Origin of the sequence: Pollutimonas sp. M17, assembly GCF_025836975.1 — a bacterium.
Lineage (GTDB): Bacteria > Pseudomonadota > Gammaproteobacteria > Burkholderiales > Burkholderiaceae_B.
Window position 1 is genome coordinate 2,122,294 of the sequence record NZ_CP107548.1, and the last position, 23,264, is coordinate 2,145,557.

24 protein-coding genes are annotated in these 23,264 nt (G+C 63.7%); 8 read left to right on the top strand and 16 right to left on the bottom strand.

The window, feature by feature from the left end; genetic code table 11:
* Positions 1 to 9: 9 nt before the first annotated feature.
* Together OEG81_RS10115 and OEG81_RS10120 are read left to right on the top strand one after the other, a co-directional pair.
* Positions 10 to 1,428, top strand: coding sequence for a YihY family inner membrane protein (locus tag OEG81_RS10115; RefSeq protein ID WP_264129107.1), 1,419 nt, complete (start codon positions 10 to 12; stop codon positions 1,426 to 1,428).
* Entirely contained in the window at positions 1,412 to 1,873 is a 462-nt protein-coding gene (locus tag OEG81_RS10120; RefSeq protein WP_264129108.1) for a CBS domain-containing protein, read from the top strand. Before OEG81_RS10115 ends, OEG81_RS10120 begins: the two co-directional genes overlap by 17 nt.
* Before the next feature lie 5 nt (positions 1,874 to 1,878).
* Here the strand turns inward: OEG81_RS10120 and dusA are convergent, their stop codons facing one another.
* Positions 1,879 to 2,829, bottom strand: a complete 951-nt coding sequence (dusA, locus tag OEG81_RS10125) for a tRNA dihydrouridine(20/20a) synthase DusA (protein WP_412034139.1) — start codon at positions 2,827 to 2,829, stop codon at positions 1,879 to 1,881.
* A 104-nt stretch (positions 2,830 to 2,933) separates the two neighbouring features.
* Complete coding sequence (locus OEG81_RS10130; RefSeq protein ID WP_264129109.1) at positions 2,934 to 4,943, bottom strand: helix-turn-helix domain-containing protein; 2,010 nt, start codon at positions 4,941 to 4,943, stop codon at positions 2,934 to 2,936.
* 147 nt (positions 4,944 to 5,090) lie between these two features.
* Between OEG81_RS10130 and OEG81_RS10135 the strand changes: the two genes are divergently transcribed.
* From OEG81_RS10135 to OEG81_RS10150, 4 genes are all read left to right on the top strand, one after another.
* Complete coding sequence (locus tag OEG81_RS10135; RefSeq protein ID WP_264129110.1) at positions 5,091 to 6,383, top strand: hydroxymethylglutaryl-CoA reductase, degradative; 1,293 nt, start codon at positions 5,091 to 5,093, stop codon at positions 6,381 to 6,383.
* Between the two features lie 117 nt (positions 6,384 to 6,500).
* Positions 6,501 to 7,709: an ABC transporter substrate-binding protein gene (locus OEG81_RS10140; protein WP_264129111.1), complete on the top strand. Its 1,209-nt coding sequence runs from the start codon at positions 6,501 to 6,503 to the stop codon at positions 7,707 to 7,709.
* A 121-nt stretch (positions 7,710 to 7,830) separates the two neighbouring features.
* Positions 7,831 to 8,802, top strand: a complete 972-nt coding sequence (locus tag OEG81_RS10145; RefSeq protein ID WP_264129112.1) for a homoserine kinase — start codon at positions 7,831 to 7,833, stop codon at positions 8,800 to 8,802.
* Between the two features lie 12 nt (positions 8,803 to 8,814).
* A complete protein-coding gene (locus OEG81_RS10150) occupies positions 8,815 to 9,588 on the top strand; it encodes a BPSS1780 family membrane protein (RefSeq protein WP_264129113.1) in 774 nt (257 codons plus the stop codon).
* Between the two features lie 66 nt (positions 9,589 to 9,654).
* Here OEG81_RS10150 and OEG81_RS18160 read toward each other — a convergent pair whose 3' ends face one another.
* From OEG81_RS18160 to OEG81_RS10195, 10 genes are all read right to left on the bottom strand, one after another.
* Positions 9,655 to 10,092, bottom strand: coding sequence for a DUF192 domain-containing protein (locus OEG81_RS18160; protein WP_412034057.1), 438 nt, complete (start codon positions 10,090 to 10,092; stop codon positions 9,655 to 9,657).
* Positions 10,032 to 10,904, bottom strand: a complete 873-nt coding sequence (locus OEG81_RS10155) for a type II secretion system F family protein (RefSeq protein WP_264129114.1) — start codon at positions 10,902 to 10,904, stop codon at positions 10,032 to 10,034. The genes OEG81_RS18160 and OEG81_RS10155 overlap by 61 nt, the downstream gene beginning before the upstream one ends.
* 16 nt (positions 10,905 to 10,920) lie before the next feature.
* Complete coding sequence (locus tag OEG81_RS10160; RefSeq protein WP_264129115.1) at positions 10,921 to 11,766, bottom strand: type II secretion system F family protein; 846 nt, start codon at positions 11,764 to 11,766, stop codon at positions 10,921 to 10,923.
* 60 nt (positions 11,767 to 11,826) lie between these two features.
* Positions 11,827 to 13,554 carry an ATPase, T2SS/T4P/T4SS family gene (locus tag OEG81_RS10165; RefSeq protein ID WP_264129116.1) on the bottom strand — a complete coding sequence of 576 codons (1,728 nt, stop codon included), beginning with the start codon at positions 13,552 to 13,554 and terminating at the stop codon, positions 11,827 to 11,829.
* A gap of 3 nt (positions 13,555 to 13,557) precedes the next feature.
* Positions 13,558 to 15,009 (bottom strand): type II and III secretion system protein family protein, encoded by a 1,452-nt coding sequence (locus OEG81_RS10170; protein ID WP_317135345.1) that lies wholly within the window; start codon positions 15,007 to 15,009, stop codon positions 13,558 to 13,560.
* A 3-nt stretch (positions 15,010 to 15,012) separates the two neighbouring features.
* Entirely contained in the window at positions 15,013 to 15,993 is a 981-nt protein-coding gene (gene cpaB, locus OEG81_RS10175) for a Flp pilus assembly protein CpaB (protein ID WP_264129117.1), read from the bottom strand.
* Between the two features lie 16 nt (positions 15,994 to 16,009).
* Positions 16,010 to 16,747 (bottom strand): hypothetical protein, encoded by a 738-nt coding sequence (locus OEG81_RS10180; RefSeq protein ID WP_264129118.1) that lies wholly within the window; start codon positions 16,745 to 16,747, stop codon positions 16,010 to 16,012.
* Positions 16,740 to 17,453 (bottom strand): pilus assembly protein, encoded by a 714-nt coding sequence (locus OEG81_RS10185; RefSeq protein ID WP_264129119.1) that lies wholly within the window; start codon positions 17,451 to 17,453, stop codon positions 16,740 to 16,742. Before OEG81_RS10185 ends, OEG81_RS10180 begins: the two co-directional genes overlap by 8 nt.
* Positions 17,454 to 17,524: 71 nt before the next feature.
* Entirely contained in the window at positions 17,525 to 18,856 is a 1,332-nt protein-coding gene (locus tag OEG81_RS10190) for a hypothetical protein (RefSeq protein ID WP_264129120.1), read from the bottom strand.
* Positions 18,853 to 19,083, bottom strand: a complete 231-nt coding sequence (locus tag OEG81_RS10195; RefSeq protein WP_264132562.1) for a hypothetical protein — start codon at positions 19,081 to 19,083, stop codon at positions 18,853 to 18,855. The genes OEG81_RS10190 and OEG81_RS10195 overlap by 4 nt, the downstream gene beginning before the upstream one ends.
* A 342-nt stretch (positions 19,084 to 19,425) precedes the next feature.
* On the opposite strand from OEG81_RS10195, the gene OEG81_RS10200 reads away from it, so the two are divergent.
* The gene (locus OEG81_RS10200) at positions 19,426 to 19,707 is read left to right on the top strand and encodes a type II toxin-antitoxin system ParD family antitoxin (RefSeq protein ID WP_264129121.1); all 282 of its coding nucleotides are present in this window, start codon (positions 19,426 to 19,428) and stop codon (positions 19,705 to 19,707) included.
* 41 nt (positions 19,708 to 19,748) lie between these two features.
* Positions 19,749 to 19,997 (top strand): type II toxin-antitoxin system RelE/ParE family toxin, encoded by a 249-nt coding sequence (locus OEG81_RS18165; RefSeq protein ID WP_412034140.1) that lies wholly within the window; start codon positions 19,749 to 19,751, stop codon positions 19,995 to 19,997.
* A 74-nt stretch (positions 19,998 to 20,071) separates the two neighbouring features.
* Here the strand turns inward: OEG81_RS18165 and phnP are convergent, their stop codons facing one another.
* The 4 genes from phnP to phnL are packed head-to-tail and all read right to left on the bottom strand — an operon-like array spanning position 20,072 to position 23,264.
* Entirely contained in the window at positions 20,072 to 20,824 is a 753-nt protein-coding gene (gene phnP / locus OEG81_RS10205; RefSeq protein WP_264129122.1) for a phosphonate metabolism protein PhnP, read from the bottom strand.
* Positions 20,814 to 21,425, bottom strand: coding sequence for a phosphonate metabolism protein/1,5-bisphosphokinase (PRPP-forming) PhnN (gene phnN / locus OEG81_RS10210; protein WP_264129123.1), 612 nt, complete (start codon positions 21,423 to 21,425; stop codon positions 20,814 to 20,816). The genes phnP and phnN overlap by 11 nt, the downstream gene beginning before the upstream one ends.
* Entirely contained in the window at positions 21,425 to 22,570 is a 1,146-nt protein-coding gene (locus OEG81_RS10215) for an alpha-D-ribose 1-methylphosphonate 5-triphosphate diphosphatase (protein ID WP_264129124.1), read from the bottom strand. Before OEG81_RS10215 ends, phnN begins: the two co-directional genes overlap by 1 nt.
* Entirely contained in the window at positions 22,560 to 23,264 is a 705-nt protein-coding gene (gene phnL, locus OEG81_RS10220) for a phosphonate C-P lyase system protein PhnL (RefSeq protein WP_264129125.1), read from the bottom strand. Before phnL ends, OEG81_RS10215 begins: the two co-directional genes overlap by 11 nt.

Genomic DNA, 23,264 nt, shown 5'->3' on the forward strand with positions numbered 1-23,264 from the left:
ATCGTAATCATGCCTACGACAAACGATAGTCCCGACACGGCAAACGCGGTTTCCGGCCCGTCCGCCGGCCCCGGCCCGGCACCGGTCGAGGAGCCCAGGCTGGAAGCGGGCGAAACCCCGCAAACGGGCTTGTCCAACGCCGGCAAGATCGTCCGCTACGCGCTGCAGCGCGCCGGCGAAAAGAAACTCACCCAGGTCGCTTCCAGCCTGACCTTCACCACGGTCCTGGCCATCGTGCCGCTGCTGGCCGTGGTGCTGTCCCTATTCACCGCCTTTCCTCTGTTTGCCGAGTTCCGGGTCGCGCTGGAACACTTCCTGACCAGCAGCCTGATGCCGCCGGCGGTGTCCGACAACGTCATGCTCTACCTGAATCAGTTCGCCGCCAAAGCCTCGGGGCTGACGGCCGTGGGCAGCTTGTTTCTGATCGTGACCTCGGTCATGCTGATCATGACCATAGACGAAGCCTTCAACGACATCTGGCAGGTGGAACGGCAGCGGCCATTCAGGCAACGCATTCTGGTGTATTGGGCGATCATTTCCCTGGGCCCCATCCTGACCGGCGCCAGCCTGTGGGCCACCTCCATCCTGGCGCGCGAGTCCATAGGCAATATCGCCGAACTGCCCACCGCCGTCGGATTCGCCCTGTCCTTCGTGCCGCTGCTGGCCACCGGGCTGGGCTTCACGGCCCTGTTCGTGGGCGTCCCGAACCGGCGCGTGCTGTGGAAGGACGCGCTGATAGGCGGCCTGGGCACCGCCATCGTGCTTGAGATCATGCGCGTGGGCTTCGCCTATTACCTGACACGCTTCCCCTCCTACACCGTCATCTACGGCGCCTTCGCCACCCTGCCCATCTTCCTGCTCTGGATCTACCTGTCCTGGCTGGCCATACTGCTGGGCGCCACGGTGGCGGCGACACTGCCCGCCTTGCGCCAGCGGCGCTGGGCCCTGCAGCATTACCGGGGCGCCCCCTTCGTGGATGCCTTGCGTGTGCTGCGCGTATTGTGGGACGCCCAAAGCACGCTGCCGGCCGGGCGCAGCATGCGCTTTCTGTGCGCCCACCTGCAGCTGCACCAGGATGAGCTTTCCAGCGTGCTCGGGGCGCTCAAGCGGCTGGGTTATGCGGTCAACACCGAGAACGGCGACGCCGACCAGTGGGTGCTGGCCTGCGACCAGCGCGAGGCGACCATAGGCCCGCTCATCGACGAACTGCTGCTGGACCGCGAACAGCCCGGACTTGCCATGGAGCCCTTACTTCTTGACGCGATTTCCGTCTCTTTGACACAAGCTCCGCGACGGCTGGCGGACCTGTTCGACGACCCCGGCTCGCGAGGCGGCGAAATACTACCGGAAAGCGCCCATATGGTGCAAAATACCCCTATCGCGGAGCATAGAAACACCCAGGAGAAGAATCATGCTGAAAGTCAGTGAAATCCTACGCGTGAAGGGGCACACGCTGTACACTGCCACACCCGACATGCCTATTTTGCAGGCGCTGCAAACCATGAGCGAACAGGACATCGGTTCGTTGGTCATCATGGACCATGGCGAACTTGCCGGCATGCTGACCTTCCGCGAAATCATCCGCCACCTGCACGACAATCAGGGCATGACCGGCTCCAACACCGTGCGCAGCATCATGGACGACGCCCCCGTCAGCGTGTCGCCCAACACCGGCTTCGAAGAAGTGCAGCGCCTGATGCTTGAAAAGCACGCGCGCTACATGCCCGTCATGGACGGCCCCACGCTCATGGGCGTCATTTCCTTCTACGACATGGCGCAGGCCATCGTGGCCGCCCAGCAGTTCGAGAACAACATGCTCAAGGCCTATATCCGCGACTGGCCCACCGACTCCGAAGAAGCCGCCAGTTCTTAACGCCGCTAGGCCGCGTCGCCGCTGCGCAAGGCCAGGTCGGACCAGGCCTGCTCGATCAATCGCGCGTCGTTCCGGTTGAGCAAGGCCGGATCCGACAGGCTGCGGCGCCAGTGCCGCGCGCCCGCCCGGCCGCTCATCCAGCCCAGCATCGAACGCGCAATCATGCGCAAGGGCACGCCTTTTTCGATTTCGCGCTCGGCGTAGCGTGCCATGGCATGGACCACCTGGGCGGGTTCGGGCAAGAGCAGCTCTGGGTGCAGCCTGCGGCTGATGTCCGCCAGCACGCCGGGATTGTGCCAGGCCGCCCTGCCCAGCATCACCCCGTCGAACTCCCGCATGAGGTCCATGGCCTGATCCGTCCCGGTAATGCCGCCGTTGAGCACGAAGACACAATCCGGGAAATCGGCTTTCAGCCGTGCTGCGGCAGCGTAGCGCAATGGCGGCTTTTCGCGATTGTCCTTGGGCGACAGGCCCTTGAGCACCGCGTTGCGCGCATGCACGACGAATACGCGGCAACCCGTGTCATGGATCTTGCCGACGAAATCGCGAACGAAATCGTAGGATTCGTCGTAGTCCAGGCCCAGCCTGTGCTTGACGGTCACCGGTATGTCGACCGCGTCTTGCATGGCCTTGATGCAATCGGCCACCAGGTCCGGCTCAGCCATCAGGCAGGCGCCGAAGGCGCCGCGCTGCACACGCTCGGACGGGCAGCCGCAATTCAGGTTGATCTCGTTATAGCCCCATTGCCGGCCCAGGCGCGCCGAGTCGGCCAGCGCCTGCGGTTCGCTGCCGCCCAATTGCAGGGCCACCGGCTCTTCGGCCGAATCGAAATCCAGATGGCGCGCCACGTTTCCGTGCATCAGCGCGCCCGTCGTGATCATTTCGGTGTAAAGCCGGGCGCGGGGCGCCAGCAGGCGATGAAAATAGCGGCAATGCCGGTCGGTGACGTCTATCATTGGCGCCACGCAAAGGCGCCAATCGGATGCGGACGCCAAGTCTTGATTCAGGGTCACGTTAAGCAATTCAAATAAATGTAGCGGTGCGCGGAAAGGAGCCTATTTTAAACGTGGCCGGGAAAGACCTCGTCATCGCGCAGGCTCCACAAGCGCAGGCCCATGTGGACTTCCAGCATTCTTCCGGGTTCACGCCATCGTCCCAGCAAGGCATCGACGGCTTCCAGCCGCTGGCGGAAGGTATTGATGTGCACATCCAGCGTCGCCGCGGCCGCCCGGGCGTTATGGCCTTGATCGAGGTAGGCCAGCAGCGTCCTGGCCAGCTCGACCTTCCTGGGCCCGCCATCCCGATACAGCCCGCCCAGGGCCGAACGCAGGAAAGCATCGATGCCCTGCTCGGTCGCCTCGTCGAACAGGGACGAATAAAGAAGCAGATCACGTTCGTGAAAAACGGCCGTGCTTCGCCCCAGGACGTTCAGGAAACGCAGGCATCGGCCCGCATTCTGAAACGCCTGCGCAAGCTCCGAGGGCATGGCGACACTTTCGGAAACCACAACGGTGAACTCGCCCTTATAGCCGCTGAAGCACGACGCAAGCCCGGCCTGCAAAGCGCCGAGGGCGTGATCATTGACCAGGGCGACCACGTGGTCGCCCGCCTCGCCGAACAGGGTTCCGGATGCGTCCAGCCGCGCCCGCAATTGCCTGACCACATAGGCGCTGCGCTCGGGCCGGGTCTGGATCAGCGCCAGTCGCGTGGCTTGCGACAGGTCCAGCCCATACGCCGCCGCCTGCCGCGCCAGCTTCTCCAGGCTGCCCTGCGGACGATGGATCAAGCCATGCAGGACGACGGGGACATCGGAAAGAATGGAATAGCTGCGTTGCTCCTTGAGCAGCAGCACCACGCCGGTCACCATGGCGCCGCGCTCGAAAATACGCACCGCCATGTCGTTCAGCGCCGACTCCGTGTGGATGACCAGCCCGCCCAGCAAGCCTTTGCCGCCGACCACCGCGCAAACCCGGCATACATGCGAGGGCAGCGCAAAAGCCGTGACCGATCGCCCCAGCCGGCGGCTTTCGTCGAGGGCGGCATGGATCTTGTCGTCGGCCCAGTATTTATCGTGAGGGCCGGCGGCGGGCGCCGCGAAACCCAGCGCGTCCCGGGCCGACGCGCAGATCTGGCTGCCGCCCTCGTCGCGGACGACGACGTGCCCGCCCAGGCGATGGCTCACCATCAGGCAGATCTCCGGCAAGTCTCCGCCGCGCGCCACCAGGGACGTCAGCTGTTCATGCGCCTCGGCCGCGGCGCGGGTGTCGGCGGTCTGGCGGCTGAGCAAGGCATTGGTCGTGCTGGCCTGGCGCAGCGCCTTCTGGGCCTGCTCGAACAGACGCGCATTGCCGATGGCCACCGAGGCATGCGCCGCCAGCGTGGACAGAATGGACATCTCCCAGGCCACGTACGACCGGACATAGCGATCGCCCACGAACAGTACACCCACCACTTTCTCGCCCTCCAGCAAGGGCACGCCCAGGATGGACTTGATGTTTTCATCGAGCATGGCCGAATCGATGAAGCCGGTATGGACGAACCGTTCATCGGCGCCGTAGTCGGACGAGGAATACGGCGCGCGATTGCGCGCCACGAAACCGCAGACGCCGACCTCCAGCCCTATCCGGATCCGCCTGAACTGCTCCGAGAAGGCGCCGTCCGTCGCCCGCACATAGAAGTCGCACTTTTCGTCATCGTAGATCGACAGATAGCCCACGTCGCAGCCCACCAGCTTGCGGGCGCGCTGCACGATGGCCTGCAACACCTTGTCCAGGTCCGTGATGGCGGTAAGGTCCTGTGCCGTCTCGATCACCGCCAGCAGCCCGCGTTCGCGCAGTTGGTGCTGATCCATCCTTTCCTTGATGGTGACGCCCATCTCGATGCTCTGGATCAATCGGGTTTTCTCGGGACCGTCGGGCAGGAGCCGCGCCTTGTCCAGCAAGCCGGCCAATTCCTGCCGGCTGGCATCCCGGTGCAGCAGGCGGACGATGTCGGCCTCGACCGGCGTAGCGGGCAAGGCCTGCGCGGCAGGCCGGGCCATGCCGTCGCGTTCAACGCTGGAATAAGCCATTCCGCCGTATCCTGGAAAGAGCAGGCTCAGCCATGCTCACATAAAAAATGTATTTTTATGTGCACTTATACCATGTGCTTGCGCGCCCAGGCTACCTATACTGATCCGCATTCAAACCTATTCCAAACCTTACAGAGACAACACAGAATGAGCCTGGATTCACGCCTACCGGACTTTCGCTCGCTATCGCCGGCCGAACGCCTGCAGCACATCGCTGAAAAAACCCAGCTGAACACGGACGAAATCCGCTTGCTCAGCGAAGCCGGCGGCCTGCCGCTGGCCACCGCCGACGGCATGATCGAAAACGTCATCGGCAAGTTCGAACTGCCCTATGCCATTGCCGGCTATTTCCTGGTCAATGGCAAGGACGTGCTGGTTCCCATGGCGGTGGAAGAACCCTCGGTCGTCGCCGCGGCGTCATACATGGCCAAGCTGGTGCGCGCATCGGGCGGCTTCCAGACATCCAGCACCGGCCCCCTCATGCGCGCCCAGGTGCAGGTGACCCACGTGTCCGACCCCTATGGCGCCCGCCACGCCATATTGCAGAATCGCCAGAAGATCATCGACATCGCGAACAGCCGGGACCAGGTGCTGACCGGGCTGGGCGGCGGCTGCCGCGACATCGAGGTGCATGTCTTTCCCGACACCGCGCGCGGCCCCATGGTGGTCGCGCACCTGATCGTCGACGTGCGCGATGCCATGGGCGCCAACACCGTCAACACCATGGCCGAAGCCGTGGCCGGGCCCATCGAACAGATCACGGGCGGACGCGTGCGCCTGCGCATTTTGTCCAACCTGGCCGATTTGCGCCTGGCGCGCGCCCGCGTGCAGATTTCCCCCCAGACACTGCAAACGCAGGACTACAGCGGCGAGGACGTGGTCAACGGCATCGTCGACGCCTATACCTTCGCCGCCGTCGACCCGTATCGCGCCGCCACCCACAACAAAGGCATCATGAACGGCATCGACCCCATCATCGTCGCCACCGGCAACGACTGGCGGGCGGTCGAAGCCGGCGCGCACGCCTACGCTTGCCGCGGCGGCCGCTACACCTCACTGAGCACGTGGGAGATCGCCGGCAATGGCGACCTGGTCGGCACGCTGGAGCTGCCCATGCCGGTGGGCCTGGTGGGCGGCGCCACCAAGACGCACCCGCTGGCCCAGCTCTCCCTGAAGATCATGGGCGTATCCACCGCGCAGGAACTGGCGGAGGCGGCGACCGCCGTGGGACTGGCGCAAAACATGGCCGCGTTGCGGGCCCTGTCCACCGAAGGCATACAGCGCGGCCATATGGCCTTGCACGCCCGCAACATCGCGCTGGCGGCCGGCGCCAAGGGCGAAGAGGTGGCCTGGGTCGCCCAGGCCATGGCGGCGGCCAAGGACGTGCGCACCGACCTGGCCGTGCAGTTGCTGCGGCAGCGGCGGGCGGGGGCCTCGTAGCCCGACGCGCGCGGCGGCAGGCATTCACCAGGCAAGAAAGCAAGCAATTCACCGAAACAGGCATTCCAACCGGCAAGCAGACCGGCAACCATCCTACTGGAACAACGGAGACAAACCATGAAAAAAGCATTGATCCACCTGAGCGCCCTGGCGCTGGCATTGGCCGGAGCCGTCGGCGGCGCCCAGGCGCAAGGCAGCCCCGACGTCGTGCGCATCGGATTCATCACCGACATGTCGGGCCCCTACGCCGACACGGACGGCTCGGGCGGCCTGGAGGCCATCCGGATGGCCGTGCGGGACGCCGGCGGAAAGGTGCTGGGCAAGAAAATCGAGGTGCTGTCGGCCGACCACCAGAACAAGCCCGAGATCGCCGCCTCGCGATCGCGGGAATGGATAGACCAGCAAGGCATCACCCTGCTGATCGGCGGCGTCAATTCGGCCGCCGGCCTGGCCATGAACACCATCATCAACGAAAAGAAAATCCCCTACATCAATATCGGCGCCGCAACCGCCCGCCTGACCAACGAGGACTGCACCCCTTACACCATCCACTACGAATACGACACCGTGGCTCTGGCCAAGGGCACGGGCTCGGCCGTGATCAAGCAAGGCGGAAAATCGTGGTTCTTCCTGGTTGCGGACTACGCCTTCGGCCACTCGCTTGAAGCCGACACCGCCGCGGTGGTGAAGAAAAACGGCGGCACCGTCGTCGGGTCGGTGCGCCACCCGCCGTTCTCGCCGGACATGTCTTCGTACATACTGCAGGCCGCCGCGTCAGGAGCCCAGGTACTGGGTCTGGCCAATGCCGGCTCGGACACCATCAACTCGATCAAGGCCGCCAACGACTTCGGCCTGGTCGACAAGATGAAGCTGGTCGGCCTGCTGATGACCATCAACGACATCCACGGCCTGGGCCTGCCCGTGGCCCAGAAGCTGCTGATGACGGACAGCTGGTACTGGGACATGAACGATGAAACCCGGAAGTTCTCGCAGCGCTTCTACGAGACCATGAAGAAGATGCCCAGCACGCACCAGGTCGCCGCCTACTCGGCCACGGCCACCTATCTCAAGGCGGTGGAAACGGTGAAGACCACCGACTCGGACAAGGTGATGGCCCAGCTGAAGAAGATGAAGATCGACGACGTCTACACCAAAGGCCATATACGGGCCGACGGGCGCTACATCCACGACATGTATCTGCTGCAGGTCAAGACGCCGGCCGAGTCCAAGAAGCCTTGGGACTACATGAAGATCGTCGCCACCATCCCCGGCGAGGAAGCCTTCACCTCGGTCGAGGATTCCAAATGCAGCCTGCTTAAAAAATGAAGCCATCGCCTTGAATGGCGCGCCCCGCCGCACGGGGCGCCAACCTGGACTAAAATCAGTGGCCCGGCTTTACGGGCCTTTTTTATTTTTCCACGGTTTACACAAGCAGAGTCCGCAGCCTATGGCCGTTTTTACCCCCGTCAGCGACAGCGACGCAAGCCAGCTTCTGGCCCGCTACATGCTGGGCGACCTGGTTTCCCTGCGCGGCATCACCGCCGGCATCGAAAACACCAATTACTTCCTGGCCACCACGCAGGGCGAATACGTACTGACGCTGTTCGAGGTGCTGGCCCACGAGCAACTGCCCTTCTACATAGAACTGATGCACCACCTTGCCACGCGCGGCATACCGGTGCCCCAGCCGCAAACCCTGCGCGACGGCACCCGGCTGACCACGCTGCACGGCAAGCCCTGCGCCATCGTCAGCCGGCTTTCGGGCGGCTACGAGCCCGACCCCAGCGCCGCCCATTGCGCGCTGGCGGGCGAAACGCTGGCGCGGGCGCACCTGGCGGGCGCCGATTTCGGCATACGCCAGCCCAATCTGCGCGGCCTGCCCTGGTGGCAGGAAACCATACCCAAGGTACTGCCCTTTCTAAGCCGTTCGCAAAGCACGCTGATACAGCAGGTGCTGGACGAACAGACCCGCTATGCCGCCACCCCCGCCTACAAGGCGCTGCCCTTCGGCCCCGCGCACTGCGACCTGTTCCGCGACAACGTGCTGTTCGACGGCACCTTCGACATGCCGCGCATGGGCGGCTTCATCGACTTCTACTTCGCCGGCTGGGACACATGGCTGTTCGACGTGGCGGTCAGCGTCAACGACTGGTGCATAGAGCGCAACACCGGCGTCTTCGACGAGGCCAAGCTGCATGCCTGGCTGGATGCCTACGCCCGCGTACGCCCCTTCACGGCCGAGGAACACGAGGCCTGGCCCACCCTGCTGCAGGCCGCCGCCCTTCGCTTCTGGGTATCGCGGCTGTTCGACTTCCACCTGCCCCGGCCCGCTCAAACCCTGAAGCCGCACGACCCGCGCCATTTCGAACGCATACTGCGCGAACGCCGCAAGACGCCGGCACGCCCCCTTTCCATCTAGGATCCCCCACGCATGCAAGCCGCCATCCTTCCCATCACATCCGGCTGGACCTGGATACAAGATGGATTCAAGCTCTTCAAGCGCCAGCCCATGGCCATGTTTTTCTGGAGCCTGATGACGGGATTCCTGATCACCGTCAGCTACCTGATCCCGCTGTTCGGGCAGATGGCCCTGATCGCCGGCACGCCGATACTGACCTTCATCACCCTGTGCGCCTGCCGCCACGTGGCCGCCGGGCGGCCCATGCTGCTGACCATGTGGCTGGAGCCCCTGCGCGACCGCGAAACCCGCCGGCGTTTGTTCGGCCTGGGCCTGGCCTACCTGGCCTTCTGCATGATGGGCGGCTTCCTGGCCACCCTGCCCTTCATGGACAGCCTGATGACCGCCATCAACCCCGACGGCGTCCTGGACGAACGCGCCCTGCTGGCCGCCATGCGGGGCCCCCTGATCACTTTCGGTCTGCTGTACGTGGTGATCTCCGCCCTGTTCTGGCATGCTCCCGCGCTGATAGGCTGGCACAAGATACGCATGCGGCAGGCCCTGTTCTTTTCCATGGTGGCCTGCTGGCGCAACAAGCTGCCCTTCCTGGCCTACGGCGCCAGCTGGGCGGCCATCTTCTTTGCCGTGCAGATGGCCGGGGATTTCATCAGCGCAATGGGCATTGCGCCGGGCACGGTGCAGATCCTGCTGACGCCCGTCAACATCATCGTGGCGGCGGTGCTGTATTGCAGCTTCTATCCGGCCTATGTCAGTGTGTTCGGCGCGAATCATCCGTCGGATCAGTAAGGGTCACGCACCCTCGGGCGCCGGGGCCGCAGCAGCGGCGCCGTGCCATGGAACATGGGAGCCGGACTACACGCGTCCGCCACACAGCGCATCTCGGATGAGCCGCTCGATATCCGGATGCGCTGCGCAATAACCCGCCGGCAGCTCCACCACGCAAGCGGCCTTCAGGCAAATCGCCATACGCCAGGGAGGCAGGCGATCGATCCGTTTAAGGACCCGAAGCCTCCGATCCAGAAACACAACGTCGATGGCATATCCCAGCCCGGCAGTATGTATGGCCTTGCAAGGCCTTATGCATAGTCCGCTATGCCAAGGCAGACGGGAATGTGCATGCAGGCCCAGCAAGCGCTGGCGAAATGTCCGGGCGACAAGCAGGCGCAAGCCCTTCGGATCGATGCCGGCGCACGCAGGCCCATGTTGGCGCTCGCGGCAAAGATCGCTGCTCAATAGTCCACCGACAGCAGCTTGACGACGATGGGAAAGCCGATGATGAGAAAGGTGCATGGAAAAATGCAGAACACCATGGGGAACAGCATTTTTACCGGCGCCTCCAGCGCCTGCTTTTCAGCACGCAGGAAGCGCTCGGTACGGCGCTGCACGGACTGGGAGCGCAGCAAAGGCCCCAGGCTCATGCCCAGTTGATCGGCCTGGACAAGCGCCGTGACCAGGCTGCGCACCGCCGCCAGGCCGGTGCGTTCGGCAAGTTCTTCCAGGGCCTGCATGCGCGGCAGGCCGGCGCGCATGTCCGCAAGCGCATGCTGCAATTCAGCCCGCAATGGCCCTTCGGGGCCGTGCTGGGCCGCCTGCTGCAAAGCGCCCTGCAGATTCAGCCCCGCCTCGACGCATAAGGTCGCCATATCCAAAAGAAAAGGGAGCTCGCGCAGCATCTGTCCCTGCCGCCGCCGGCCCAGGTCGGATAGCCAGCGGCGCGGCAGGAGCATGGAAACCAACCCGATGACGACGCCCAATAGCATGCCGCGGCTGGGATCCAGCCCTGCCTGCAGCGAGACCAGCCCAGTCGCAAGCGCGGACAAGGCAAAGGCAAGCATCTGCATGGCAACGATGTGCTCGGGTTTGCAGTAAGGAAAAAGCCCGGCGGTCCGTATGCGCGGACGCAGGGACAGCCTCATGCGCCACGAAACAAAGGGTTCGCACACAGCGGCGCCAGCCTGTATCCATGGCCACGCCAGCCGCAGGAGCACGCCACCCTCAGGCATGTCCGTTGGAGAACGCCCGGCGACCGCAGGGCGCGTGAATACCCAGACGGTCAAGCACAGGGATAGCCCGGCGGCAAAGCAGCTGATCCAGAAAAGCATGTTGTTCCTCCTTTGCCTATACCTGAATGCTGACGATGCGCAGTATGAAGAAGATGCCTACCGCTTCCAGCAAGACAATGATGCCCAGCACCGACCAGCCCAATGGCGTCTCCCATAACGCCGCCATCGCGGCCGGATCCAGGTAATGCAGCGCCAGGGCCAGCACGGCGGGCAGGCAGGCCATTATCCAGGCCTGCAAGCGGCCCTGGGAAGTCAGCGCATGTATCCGCCCCAACAAATGCAATCGGGCGCGCAAGGTGTCGGCGATGCCTTCGAGCGTTTCTGCCAGATTGCCGCCGCTTTGTGCGGCGATCTTCAGGGACGATGCCAGCAAGCCCATGCCTTCGGTGGGCATGCGCCGATATAGTCCGCCCAAGGCGTGTTCGAACGGCACTCCCATGCGCTGCTGCCGCAACATCAGGCCGAATTCCTGGGACAGCGGTATGGGTGATTGCGCCACGATATGCCGCAGGGCCGCCTGCATTCCCGAGCCCGCCCGCAGCGCTCCGGACAGCGCCATCAACATGTCGGGAAGCTGCCGGTCGAAGTTGCGCAAGCGTCGCAGCCGGACGCGCCGGATGCCATACTGGGGCGCCGCCAGGGCCGCCGCTCCCGCAGCGGCGGAAAGCCATGCATTGCCAAATGCAATGTAGCCGGCCAGGCTGACGACCGCGCCGGCGGCAAGATTGGCCAGCCACAATTGAGAGGGATCCAGGAAAAGAAAGAATTCCCCCATGCGCTCAGAGGCTTGCTGCTTGAAAGCCTGACGATAGCGCGCATAGGCGCCGCCCAGCGATTGCATCAAGTACCAGCTGAGCACCGCCATCGCTCCCGCAACGCCAAGTATGAAGACCTCGATCATCTATAAGCTCCTTCTTGTCCCGCGCGTGCCGCGTCGGAAACCACAGCCGGTGCCGCGTAATCAAAAACAGGAAATATCGTCGATAGGCGGCAGCTCGGTGCGCTGATCGAACAAGGAAGCGGGCAAGCCCGGCTGGCCGACCTGCTCGGCCAGACATTCCGGGATCACGCCGCAGCCGACAAAGGCCGGCGGCGGCCCCTGCGTGTAGCGGAACAATTCCTGGATCTGGATCCTTCCGCTTTCCATGCCGGTTACCTCGACGATGGCGGTAATGCGGCGGCTTCCGTCTCCCAGGCGCGCCTGCTGGACGATGAAATCAATGCTGGCCGCGATGTGCTCGCGAACCGCCGTCAGGGGCAGATCCATCCCGGCCATGAGTATCATGGTTTCCAGCCGCGACAGGGCGTCCCTGGGACTGTTGGCATGCAAGGTGGTCAGCGAGCCCTCGTGTCCGGTATTCATGGCGGCCAGCATGTCGAAAGCCTCGCCGCCGCGACATTCGCCGATGACGATGCGGTCGGGCCGCATGCGCAAGGCGTTGCGCACCAGGTCGCGGATGTCGATCCGGCCCCGTCCTTCAAGATTGGGGGGCCTGGCCTCCAGCGCGACCAGGTGCTGATGATCCAGACGCAGCTCGGCCGCATCCTCGATGGTGACGATGCGCTCGCCATCGGGAATGAAATTGGACAGTATGTTCAGCAGTGTCGTCTTGCCCGAACCCGTTCCGCCCGACACGATGATGTTTCTCCTGCCCAGCACCGAGGCGCGAAGAAAATCGCGCATGGAGTTGTCCAGCGCGCCCACACGAAGAAGATCCTCCATGCCGGGGCGGGCCTGCGGGAACTTGCGTATCGTCAGGCTGGCGCCGCGCAGGGCCACCGGGGCGATGATGGCATTGACGCGCGAGCCGTCACGCAAGCGCGCATCCACCATGGGCGAGCTTTCGTCGATGCGCCGGCCCAAAGGCGAAACGATGCGCTCTATCACGCCCAGCACGGCTTGTTCGCTGCTGAACGCGCCAGGATACCGGCTCAGCCTGCCTTGGATTTCAACGAATATCTCATCGTGCCGGTTCACCATGATCTCGCTGATGGAGGGATCGGCCAACAAGGGCTCCAGCGGGCCCAGCCCCACGGCTTCGTTCACGACGTCAACCAGCATCCTGCATCGATCGACCGACTCCGGCAACTCGATGTCATGCGCAATGAGCTCACCCAGCGCGGCCATTGCTTCGCCGCGCAGGGCCTCGTCGCTCATGGCGGCGATATCGCGGCGGCGCAAGTCCAGCGCTTCAAGCAAGGCGCTATGCAGGCGCCTTCGATGATGAAGCAAAGCATCGGAAGGCAAGGAAAGACACGCCGCCGCATCGCCGCGCTGCGCAGCGGCGCTGGCAAATGCGCCGGAAGAATGGCCGGCCACGGATTCATCGCCCTTCAGGGCATCGGGCGCCATGGCGGTGGCGGACGGTTCGGATACGGCCGACCCGGTCATCGCTGTAGGGGGCAAGCTTCGTATGCGTATCAGGCAAGGCCCGATGACGATCTCGTCGCCAGCCTGCAATGGTCCGTAGCGGCTTATCCGCCGGCCATTCACCAGCGTGCCGCTGAGCGCGCCGAAATCCTCGATGAATATGCCGCCCTCGCAATCTTCAAGCCGCGCATGGCGTCTTGCCACCCGCCATGCCTTCAGGCACAGGTCTGCACCGGGCGACCGCCCTATTTCGAGCGGCAAGGCGGCGTTGCGCGTCTGGACGACTCCATCCTCGTAGTGCAGCTCCATGTCTAGCATTGCTTACTCCGTATAGGCATGCCGGTTCCTTCCTGTTCGTGTGATCTCTTCGTGGGCAATGGGTAGGGACGCAACGGGCTCCTTGCTCCATTGGGAACCTTCGCCGGCCCAGGGATCCCAGGCATGCGCAGGCAAAGCTGCAAGCGCATCCGGCAAGGCGCCACGCGGCAGGACTGGAACATTGATCCGGGGTGCCTCGGGAAAGCTGGCGTCAACGATGTCACGGCTGTTGCGGACTCGCTGCTCAAGATCGGGATGATCCGCCGCGACCAGGATCGGCGTGACAAAGATTGCCAGCTCGGTTTCGTTGCGCTGAAAGCGCGTGGACTTGAACAAGGGTCCGAGAATGGGAATGTCGCCCAGGCCTGGCACCTTGTCCACGTTGCGCGACTCCTCGCGCGAAAGAAACCCCGCCAGCACCAGCGTCTGGCCCGAACGCACATTGAACTCCGTGGCGGCGCGGCGGGTTTTGAGCGATGGACCATTGGGCACCGACAAAGACGTATCCACCGAGCTGACCTCGACTTCGATGCGTGACCGCACAGCGCCGTTCCGCTCGATTTTCGGGGTGATGCGCAGCGACACGCCATACGGCTTGAATGCCGTATTGGCATTGCCGTTGGCGTCGACGGTGGAATAAGGCACCTCGCCGCCAGCCAGGAACTCGGCGGTGGCGCCGCTGCGCGCCAACAGCTGCGGCTGTGCAAGAACGACGGCCGTCCCGGTTTGCGCCATCGCATTGATCTGGGCCGAAAGCAAGGCACTCACGCCGAAGTAGCCAGCCGCGGCCGTAGCGGGAAAGGCCAGCGGCATCGTCGCTTCACCCGGACGTTCCGCCCACCTTTTACTGCCTCCGTCCCAGACGAGTCCGGCATTTACACCCCCCGACGTCGCCGTATTCCAGCGCAAGCCCAGTTCCTGCAACTGGACCCGGGGCACTTCCACCACCTGGACATCGAGCAGCACCATGCGGTCCCAACCGACCTGACCGGTGAAATCCAGCAGCGAGGGATAGCGCCTGGAAAGTTCAGCGATGCGCTCCCGATCGCCATCGGATAAATCGTCGCCCTCCACCACCAGCTTCTCGCCGACCACCGATATCCGGGCATGTGGAATACGTTCCAGCACGCTGTGCAGTTCCTGCTGAATCCGCCGGGCTCCTTCCGGCGCGACGTCGACCTGGTAGCGATGCCGGCGCCCGGTTTCCGACCATATCTGCAAGGTGCTGGATCCTTCATTGCGCGCAAACACGATCACCTCTTTCTCGTCAGTGGTCACCGCATTGATGACATGCCCATCCCCGACTGCAACGCGCGCCACATCGGGTATGGCCAGCACTTTGACTTCGCCTGTCTGCAGGCTGAGCTGGTTGTCTCGTCCGGCTGCGAAGCAGACCGACATCGTTCCGAGCAGCAGGCAGCAAAGCAGATGGCGGGGAGAAAACGTCATGGTCATGCCCTACTCCGAGACGATGCCGGCAAGAATGTGGCTGGGGTCGGCCAGATCCGTATGAACCGGCACATCCGGCACGGAGCGCTGGGCTGCCGCATGCATCCATGCACTGACCAGCTCCGGTGCATAAGGCAGGTCGAATACGCCGGCGGCCTGAGGGACGGATTGCGTTGGAATCAGCCTGGGGACATTGCGCAAGGCCTGGCTGCCGTACAGCACCGGCACTTTTTTCGATGTCGCCGGGGATGGCCTGTTCACACCCAGCAGGCTGGCCAGATCGCCGCGAACCGCCTTCTGCGTGGACTCGCCGTCATGCGGCGGCCGCAGAACAGCCGTGATGATCCCGCTTTGCCGGGCTGCCACCAGCTTGACCGCATCTTCGGGCGCGGCATCAAGGGTGACGGTGGCGTAAGGCGTGGGCCGGGTCGTGCCAGGTTCCTGGACATACTGCGTACTGGCCCCTGTTGCCAGCACCAGAACACCTTGCAGCAGGGGCGCGGTGATTCTTCGCCGTTGATACTCGAACGAAACATAGAGATCGATGAGATCGCCGGGCTGCAAAAGCCCCGACACGGAATTGATGGCATCGACCGGCATGGTGATGGCCCGCCTTCCTGAGGCAAGATGGCTTGAGAACGTGCCTGGCTGGTGAGCCGCCGCATGGACCGGCAAGACCGGATCGCCTGATCTCAATGGCGTGCGCAACACAGTGCCTGTAAGCTCCGTGTATCGCTCGGGCGGCAGGCTGTCGCTGGAAACCAGTGCAGCCGGATAGGACCGTATCATCAGGTGCTCGGATTCCAGGCGGGTTCCGGCCGGTAGATCGTGGGCGGCGACGATGCGCTGCGCCATCGGAACTTTGGCGCGGGCCTCGATGAGTTGGGCTCGATCCTGGAGGTACTGCCTTGCGGCCCATGCGGCGCATACGCCCGCCGCCAAGGCAAGCAACAACATGGCCGAAGATCGGTTGAATGCAGGCAGCCGCATGTAGCCTCCTTGAGGACTATTCGACATGGTGAACGTACAAGTCGGTACCCGGCGGCACCGCTTGCGAAAACAGCATCAAGCGGGACGATCGGCGCCGCCAGACGCTATGGCCGGCGAAGCCGACGATGGGCTCGGCTTCCCAGCCCTCCGCACGCAGTTGCCGGCGGACATAGGCCGTGACGACGCTCATGGGCAAGTCGATGCTGTACACATGCTGCGCTGCCGTCCGCGAGGACGCGATATCGCGGTAAGTGAACCGGCGTCGCGATTGCGCAGGCAGCCATGAAAACCCCGGGTCATGGAGCATGGCGCCGGCAGCCGGAAACGCCGGGCCGATACGCATTGCCGACACGTATCCCTTTGCGCCTGCTCCCAGCGTATCCACCTGCGCCAGCCAATGCCAATCGGCCTGCAATCCCGACAGGATGATGGCGCCCGGCGTCATCAAGACGCGCTGGAACAAATCGGTATGGGCAGCCAGCGACTGTGCGGCAGGCAGGGCCGAATCGCCGGATGTGAATGGCTTCATATACGCCGGCACGCCCGACAGGAGCATGGGCTGGATCGACCCCCAGCGCAGGCCTTGTACAGACAATGAATTCAGGCGCTCCGGCGCGGAATGCAGCGCCCAGGCGACGGCCGCCGTGCATAAGAATGATGCGGTGAGAGCCAACCTGAGGAATCGCGCGAATGCCGACAGGAATCGGAAGCCCCCCGTCTTGCCGCGATTCATGCATGAAGATCCGTCAATCATGCTGCCTCCATCGGGTAGCGACAAGATGATGATCCGGTATGCGGCCCGCCCATGGGGCTAGCCAGTCGAACTTCGGCTCGGGGCGCGCCCAGGCCGCATCGACCTGCCTCATGATGGCCGAGATTCTGCTTCCGATGGAATAAGACGCAGCGGCGCTCCCGCTCCACCCCAACTCGGATTGCCCCAGGACCTGCTGGACATGCGCATCTCCGGATGCATGTCCGGCCCCTGTCAGAATCGCCGTATGCCGGTATATGGCCGGATAGCCTTCGGTGAATCGCGGCCCCGCCGAATTCGGCGCATCGATATTCTGTATCGGCGATGCGCCGTTCAGTTGTACTTCGGCATGCACTATGCCCGGATCCTGTATTTCCCAGTCGCGACGCAAAGCGGTGGCCGTTCCGCCCTGGCCGCCCGGCTGCGCGTGTGAACTCAAGGCGTGCCTGCGGAGGGACAGCGTCACGCCGTCGGCTTTCCCGCCAAGCAGGCGTTGCCCCCGGCGATCCGTCCATTGATGTGCTCGCCCCGAAAAGAAATGCCGGCTTATATCTTGAGGCGTGATGCCCCTTTCGGCCCGCGCTTGCTGGAACGCGGCGTGGCGGCTGGCATGTTGCGCCGACAAAGCCATGTCCTGAATGCGCCCAAGCCATGATATGGCCACGTAAACGGATAGCAATACCCCCAGCACGACAATGCCCTCAGCCATTGCTTGGCCGCTTTGCCCAAGGCGGGAACGCCGACAGCTGCCCTCGTTCACAAGGCGCCAGAAACAGCATGTCATGGCAACACCTTTTCAAGATCGGGTAAAGCGGAATGGGCCGCCAGCCTGGCCTGCCAATACGGCTGGAACAGATTGCCGGCTTCGTCCAGTCCGTCGGGTCGCGCTTCGGGCCGTTGATAGAAAGTCTCGGCGGCGCTTCGTGTCGTCAGCACAAGACCCTCGGGCCCGGCATGCCGAAGGCTCACGCTGAACCGCAAGGCCCGGTCTCCGGCAGCGGCTGTATCGAAGTAAGCGGGAAGGCCGCCGCCCTGCCAAGGCTGCCGGGCAGCGGAAGCCTTTGAATTGGCCATGGGATTCGCGCTTCCCGACGCGATGTCCCAATCGGTGCTTTCCTGGACCCAGCGCCAGAAGTCCTGGCCGGAAAAATCATCGGGAGGATGTTCGACATGGGGCTGATCCATGGTTTGCGATGCCGCACTGGGTATCCAGCCCCAGCCCATGGCATATTCGCGGTGGTAACAGCCTATCCAGCGATTGGCCCGCAAGGCATGGAAGGATTCGGTATCAATGGACTGCCAACGCCCCTGCGCATCCATCCGGGTATCGCCGCGGCGGCGCAACTGATGCCTGGAAGCAGGACAGCGCGCGTCCACCGCCCATGAGTTTTTCGCAGTGTGATTGCGGGCCGCCAGGAAACCATACATGCGTGTGACTTCTTCCACCAAGCCGCGCAAAGCCCCCTGGCCCGAATGGGCCTGGACATAGCCGGGAAGGCCGTCGTCATCGATGACCAGGTCAAAGGATGAAGCCGATCCGGCGCCGGGATAGTTATGGCTGAGCACCGCCTGCATTCCGGCCCATCTGGCTTGCGCGAGGCCACGCGCGATGTCGCCCTGCACGCTTGCCAATACATTGCGGACAGCATGATCATGTGCTGCATAGGCCTGTGCCAGTTCGCCTTGCGATCCGGCGGAATGGCCCAGGCCATAGGCCCTGCTTGCCGCCGCATAGGCTGCCCCATGGTCGGGACCGAACAACATGGCAATGAGATGGACCGGCGGATTACCGCTGCCCAGCTGGCGCGCCTGCGTGGCGCCCAGCGCGGCCCATGAGCCCAGCGTGACCAGATGCGCCAGGGCTAGCTGGTGGCCCACATGGGCCCGATTGATGTAGGCCATCATGTTCAGGGCGCGCGCCTGGATCAGGGCGCCGCTATAGGCTGCCGCATCCAATGCATGGGTCTGCCTGGACTTTGCCGCGACCACCTGGCCGGTCGAAAAGTAGCGGACGAATGCGATCAGGGCAATTCCCGCCAGCAGCATGCCCAGCACCAGGGCCTGCCCTTGTTGAGCGGCGGCCAGCGCGCTTCGTCGGGCGGCGGCGGTCATTGGCCGGCTCCTGAATTGCCGGTAAACGATTTAAGGGTTTTGGCCGCGGTCTGGGCGGCGGCGGCCTCGGCCGCCGACTGGGCCATGCGCGACTGTTCAGAACCGTCTTCGCCGGCCAGTTCCTTGGCCATGGCGGCGGTTTGCGAACGCACGACCTGCCCGAAAACCTGGTACACCGCGATGGCCGCGACCGCCACCAGCGCCACCACGATGATGTATTCGGTCATACCCTGTCCGCTTTGCGCATGGCGTTCTTTGTGCACGATGCTCTCCCGGCAAACAATCAGGATTGCAGTGTGCCCGCATCCAAGCCATGCTCCAATTCGGAACTTCCGAGCTAGGCAAATGAATCAGTTGGTTAAATACGTCGCCATCGGAATCTAAACCGAAAGGTTGACTGCTACCATCGCTTCTAGCCCTACGCGTTAGAAGGCGGCCCTCTTTTGCTGTCACGTTCCATGGTGTTGACTTCCGTCATGGGCTGTACCGAACCGGAGCACGCCGGCTTCCTCCTTGGTAGAGAATAAAGTATGATTAAGTATGATTTTCCACTCCCAAGGTACCCGACTATGACTGCGATTGAACGTCTGACAGTGACTATGCCCAAAGAGATGGTGGCCACACTTAAAAGCGCGGTGGAAACGGGTGAGTACGCATCAACCAGCGAGGTCATCCGCGAAGCGCTACGTGATTGGTCATTTAAGCGCCAGCTCATGCTGGATGAGTTGACCGCACTCAAGCGTGATATCGACAAGGGCCTCGCCGATGTAGCTGCTGGCCGCAGCAAGAAATTCGATGCTCAACGGATCGCCGAGCGAGGGAGAAAACTATTAGCCGAACGCTCTACCTAACCGAAAATGCAGAAGCAGATCTGGCGGAGATATGGTCATATATAGCTGAAGACGCTTCAGTGAAAGCCGCCGAGCAATTTATCTTAGCACTGCAGGAAACGTGCCATAAGACATTGAGCTTCCCAGAGGGACAACCTGCCCGGCCTTTGATATCACCGAATTTACGAGTGACCTTTCACGGCACCTACGCCATTTACTATACGCACACCAACGACGCGGTCTACATCATACGTATATTGCACGGTGCCAGAGACATTGCGCGAATTTTGGCCAAAGGCGGGTTTGGCTGATCAAGCTATTGTCGGGGTGTGCGGCCCTGAAACGACTACGCCGGTGTGTATCCCGTCGCACCTGCTCGCATCCACTAACCAAACACATCTCCATCTGCTCCCACGATAACGCTCGAAGGCAGCGCATCTCCATGCTCCATCAACCAGGCATCGAAACCATGGCCTATATGCGTCAGCACGGTTTTCGCTACGTTCAAAGACGCCGCAATCTCCAAGGCCCGGGTCAAATCGTTATGGTTGCGCGGCGCTTGCGGCATGGGCGGGTAAGAACAATCCAGCACCAGCAGGTCCAGGGGCTGCTGCTTCAGGTAATCCAGGGTATCCGGCGGCAGGCCCACCGTATCGGTCAGGTAGGCGTAGCGCTGCATGCCGTCGTCGAACAGATAGCCATAGGTCAGCTTGGAATGCATCAAGGGCAGCGGCGTTACCGCCATTCCATCCAGGGACACAGGCTCGAATGCGGTCAGTTTGCGGGAAAAATCCAGGATGCCGGGGTGCTTGTACAGGTCGGCCAGGCCTTCGGGGTCGGGCGGCCCCAGCACGGGGATGCGCAAGCCGGTGCCCCAGCGCAAATGCAGCAGCCCTTGTGCGTGGTCGGCGTGATAATGGGTTTGCAGGATGCCGCTCAGGCGGCCGGGCGGGAAGCGCTCCGCCAGATCCGTCAGGCCGGCATCGATCAGCCAGTGCCCCGTCCCGCATTCGATCAGGGCGGAACACGGTCCACGACGGTGGCGCGGAGCCGTTCGGGCGCGCTGGCAGGCGGGGCAGCCGCAGTTGTAGACGGGCACCTGTGCGGCGTTGCCGGTGCCCAGCAGGCTAAGTCGCATGGCGATGGCCTTGCCCTCCTCGTGAAGAATCGGCGCGCCGGCTGAAGCCGGACCCGTTCAGGTAGCCATACAAGGCCCGGATGGCATCGTCGGCCCTGCCGGAGTTGTCGATGTGGATCACCGGCTGCGTTCCGGGTGCGTCGGCAAGCATGGAGAACTGGGCATTGCGGGCCAGCCGGGCCTGGATCTGGTCGCCGTTTTCACGGCCGCGCGCGTGCAGGCGCTGGCCCAGTTGCTGCTGGTCCACGCGCAGCAGCACCGGCACCAGGTCCTGGTAGCGCTTGCGCGCCTCGGGCAGGTATTGGCGTGAGCCGTTGACCAGTACATCGCAGCCCGCCACCAGCTTGTCGTTGATGTCGCGCAGCACGCCATAGGCCAGGCCGTTGGCGCGCCAGGCCATGGCCAGCAGGCCGCAGGACTCCAGGCTTGCGAACTCGCTGGCCGACACCGATATCGAGCCGCTCTCGGTGTCGGTATGGGGCCGGGTCACGACGCGCGGCGCCAGGTAGCAGCCATGGCCCATCAGGCTGAACACCCCTTCCAGCACTGTATCCTTGCCCGAGCCCGACGGCCCCATCAGGTAGATAAGCCGTCCCGCCATCAGAATACCCGCCGGCCGCCGCGCCACACATGATCCACCACGAATTGCTTGCCATGCGCGCTTACGCGCAGCAGGTCGGCGCGCAAGCCGCTGCGGATCTCTCCCCTATCGTCCAGGCCCGCGGCCCGGGCCGGCGCCAGGCTGATGGCGGCCACCGCCTTGGGCAAGTCGTAGCCCTGGGCCTGGTCGGCCAGTATGCGCGCCGCCTGCAAAAGGCTGGATGGATAGTAGTCGCTGGACAGGATGTCCAGCACGCCATGGCCGGCCAGTTCGGAGGCGGCGACGTTGCCGGAATGCGAGCCCCCGCGCACGATATTGGGCGCGCCCATCAAGACCTTCAGGCCCAGTCTATGGCTCAGCGCCGCCGCCTCCACCGTGGTCGGGAATTCCGCAATGCTCATGCCGTAGTCGGCGGATTCCTGCGCGTGCTCCGGCGTGGCGTCGTCGTGGCTGGCCACCGACAGCTGGCGCTCGCGGCACTCGTGCACGATGGAGCGCCGGTAGCTGTCGCTGTAGCGGCGCGAGTTCTCGACCTGCTGTTCGATGAAGGCGTCCATTTCGGCGTCATTCAAATGGTATTTGCCCTGATAATACTCTCGGTACTTCTCGAACTTCACGAACTGCCGCTGGCCGGGTGAATGGTCCATGACGGAGACCAGTTGCACCAGGGGGCTTTCCACCAGCTCGTTGAAGATGTCCAGCGTTTTCTCGTGGCTGAGCTCGCAGCGCAGATGCAGTCGATGCTCGGCCCGGGTGTGGCCCTGCTGCTCGGCCTGGGTGATGGCCTGCAGCATGATGGGCAGCTGGCGCAGGCGGTTGCCCTTGGGGTTGACCTCGCCGATGGCCAGCGCGTCGAACACGGTGGTAATGCCGGCGGATACGATCTGCGCGTCGTGGGCCAGCACGGCCGATTCCGAGGGCCAGTCCACGCCCGGACGGGGGTTCATGTACTTTTCCAGGTTGTCGGTATGCAGCTCGATCAGGCCCGGCATCAGGTAATCGCCTTCCAGGTCCTGTGCTTGCGGCAGTTGGCTGCCGCCCGTGCCGACGTCGTGGATCAGGCCGTCGCGCACGGCGACCGTGCCCAGGAAGACTTCGGTGCCCGTCACTACGCGGGCATTGGTGAATATCTGCTCAGCTTGCATGTGCCGGCTCCTTCGTTGTCATGTCCAGGTAGCGATCCGCCATCGAATCGCGGGTCTTGCCATCGTGCGAGATGGCGATAAGCGCCGAGCCGGCGGCCTTGGCTTGGGCAATCAGCTCCAGCACCACGGCGCTGTTGGCGTCGTCCAGCGACGCGGTGGGCTCGTCCAGCAGCAGCACGGGCCAGGGCACGATGAAGCTGCGCGCGATATTGACCCGCTGCTGCTCGCCGCCCGAAAACGTGCCGGGCGCCAGGGCCCAAAGGCGTTCGGGTATGCCCAGGCGATCAAGCAGCTCCATGGCGCGCGCCCGGGCCTGGACGGGCGCCTGGCCGCGCGCCAGCGCCGGCTCCATGACCACATTCAGACAGTTGACCCGAGGGATCACGCGCAGGAACTGGCTGACATAGCCCAGCGTGACGCGGCGCAGGGCCAGCGTCTGGCGCGGTTCGGCGCCCACCATCTCCATCATTCGGCCTTCGTGCCGTATCCGTATGCTGCCGGCCGCCGGCAGATAATTGCCGTACAGGGTGCGCAGCAGGGTCGACTTGCCCGCGCCCGAGCGGCCGTGCAGGACCAGGCACTCGCCCGGCATCAGCGTGAAGTCCAGGCCGCGCAACACGTTCAGGACCACGCCGTGCTGCTGGTGCAGCACGAATTCCTTGGCCAGTCCTTTTACTTCCATCACTGCTTCCAT

What these genes read in the sequence shown, in the direction of transcription:
- OEG81_RS10165 (WP_264129116.1), bottom strand. Translation starts at nt 13,554, where the DNA reads ATGCTAGACATGGAGCTGCACTACGAGGATGGAGTCGTCCAGACGCGC.
- OEG81_RS10160 (WP_264129115.1), bottom strand. Translation starts at nt 11,766, where the DNA reads ATGATCGAGGTCTTCATACTTGGCGTTGCGGGAGCGATGGCGGTGCTC.
- OEG81_RS10115 (WP_264129107.1), top strand. Translation starts at nt 10, where the DNA reads ATGCCTACGACAAACGATAGTCCCGACACGGCAAACGCGGTTTCCGGC.
- phnN (WP_264129123.1), bottom strand. Translation starts at nt 21,425, where the DNA reads ATGGCGGGACGGCTTATCTACCTGATGGGGCCGTCGGGCTCGGGCAAG.
- OEG81_RS10185 (WP_264129119.1), bottom strand. Translation starts at nt 17,453, where the DNA reads ATGGCTGAGGGCATTGTCGTGCTGGGGGTATTGCTATCCGTTTACGTG.
- OEG81_RS10140 (WP_264129111.1), top strand. Translation starts at nt 6,501, where the DNA reads ATGAAAAAAGCATTGATCCACCTGAGCGCCCTGGCGCTGGCATTGGCC.
- OEG81_RS10215 (WP_264129124.1), bottom strand. Translation starts at nt 22,570, where the DNA reads ATGCAAGCTGAGCAGATATTCACCAATGCCCGCGTAGTGACGGGCACC.
- OEG81_RS10170 (WP_317135345.1), bottom strand. Translation starts at nt 15,009, where the DNA reads ATGACCATGACGTTTTCTCCCCGCCATCTGCTTTGCTGCCTGCTGCTC.
- OEG81_RS10195 (WP_264132562.1), bottom strand. Translation starts at nt 19,083, where the DNA reads ATGACCGAATACATCATCGTGGTGGCGCTGGTGGCGGTCGCGGCCATC.
- OEG81_RS10145 (WP_264129112.1), top strand. Translation starts at nt 7,831, where the DNA reads ATGGCCGTTTTTACCCCCGTCAGCGACAGCGACGCAAGCCAGCTTCTG.
- phnL (WP_264129125.1), bottom strand. Translation starts at nt 23,264, where the DNA reads ATGGAAGCAGTGATGGAAGTAAAAGGACTGGCCAAGGAATTCGTGCTG.
- OEG81_RS18160 (WP_412034057.1), bottom strand. Translation starts at nt 10,092, where the DNA reads ATGCACCTTTCTCATCATCGGCTTTCCCATCGTCGTCAAGCTGCTGTC.
- OEG81_RS10130 (WP_264129109.1), bottom strand. Translation starts at nt 4,943, where the DNA reads ATGGCTTATTCCAGCGTTGAACGCGACGGCATGGCCCGGCCTGCCGCG.
- OEG81_RS10200 (WP_264129121.1), top strand. Translation starts at nt 19,426, where the DNA reads ATGACTGCGATTGAACGTCTGACAGTGACTATGCCCAAAGAGATGGTG.
- OEG81_RS10190 (WP_264129120.1), bottom strand. Translation starts at nt 18,856, where the DNA reads ATGACCGCCGCCGCCCGACGAAGCGCGCTGGCCGCCGCTCAACAAGGG.
- OEG81_RS10180 (WP_264129118.1), bottom strand. Translation starts at nt 16,747, where the DNA reads ATGATTGACGGATCTTCATGCATGAATCGCGGCAAGACGGGGGGCTTC.
- cpaB (WP_264129117.1), bottom strand. Translation starts at nt 15,993, where the DNA reads ATGCGGCTGCCTGCATTCAACCGATCTTCGGCCATGTTGTTGCTTGCC.
- phnP (WP_264129122.1), bottom strand. Translation starts at nt 20,824, where the DNA reads ATGCGACTTAGCCTGCTGGGCACCGGCAACGCCGCACAGGTGCCCGTC.
- OEG81_RS10155 (WP_264129114.1), bottom strand. Translation starts at nt 10,904, where the DNA reads ATGCTTTTCTGGATCAGCTGCTTTGCCGCCGGGCTATCCCTGTGCTTG.
- dusA (WP_412034139.1), bottom strand. Translation starts at nt 2,829, where the DNA reads ATGATAGACGTCACCGACCGGCATTGCCGCTATTTTCATCGCCTGCTG.
- OEG81_RS10120 (WP_264129108.1), top strand. Translation starts at nt 1,412, where the DNA reads ATGCTGAAAGTCAGTGAAATCCTACGCGTGAAGGGGCACACGCTGTAC.
- OEG81_RS10135 (WP_264129110.1), top strand. Translation starts at nt 5,091, where the DNA reads ATGAGCCTGGATTCACGCCTACCGGACTTTCGCTCGCTATCGCCGGCC.
- OEG81_RS10150 (WP_264129113.1), top strand. Translation starts at nt 8,815, where the DNA reads ATGCAAGCCGCCATCCTTCCCATCACATCCGGCTGGACCTGGATACAA.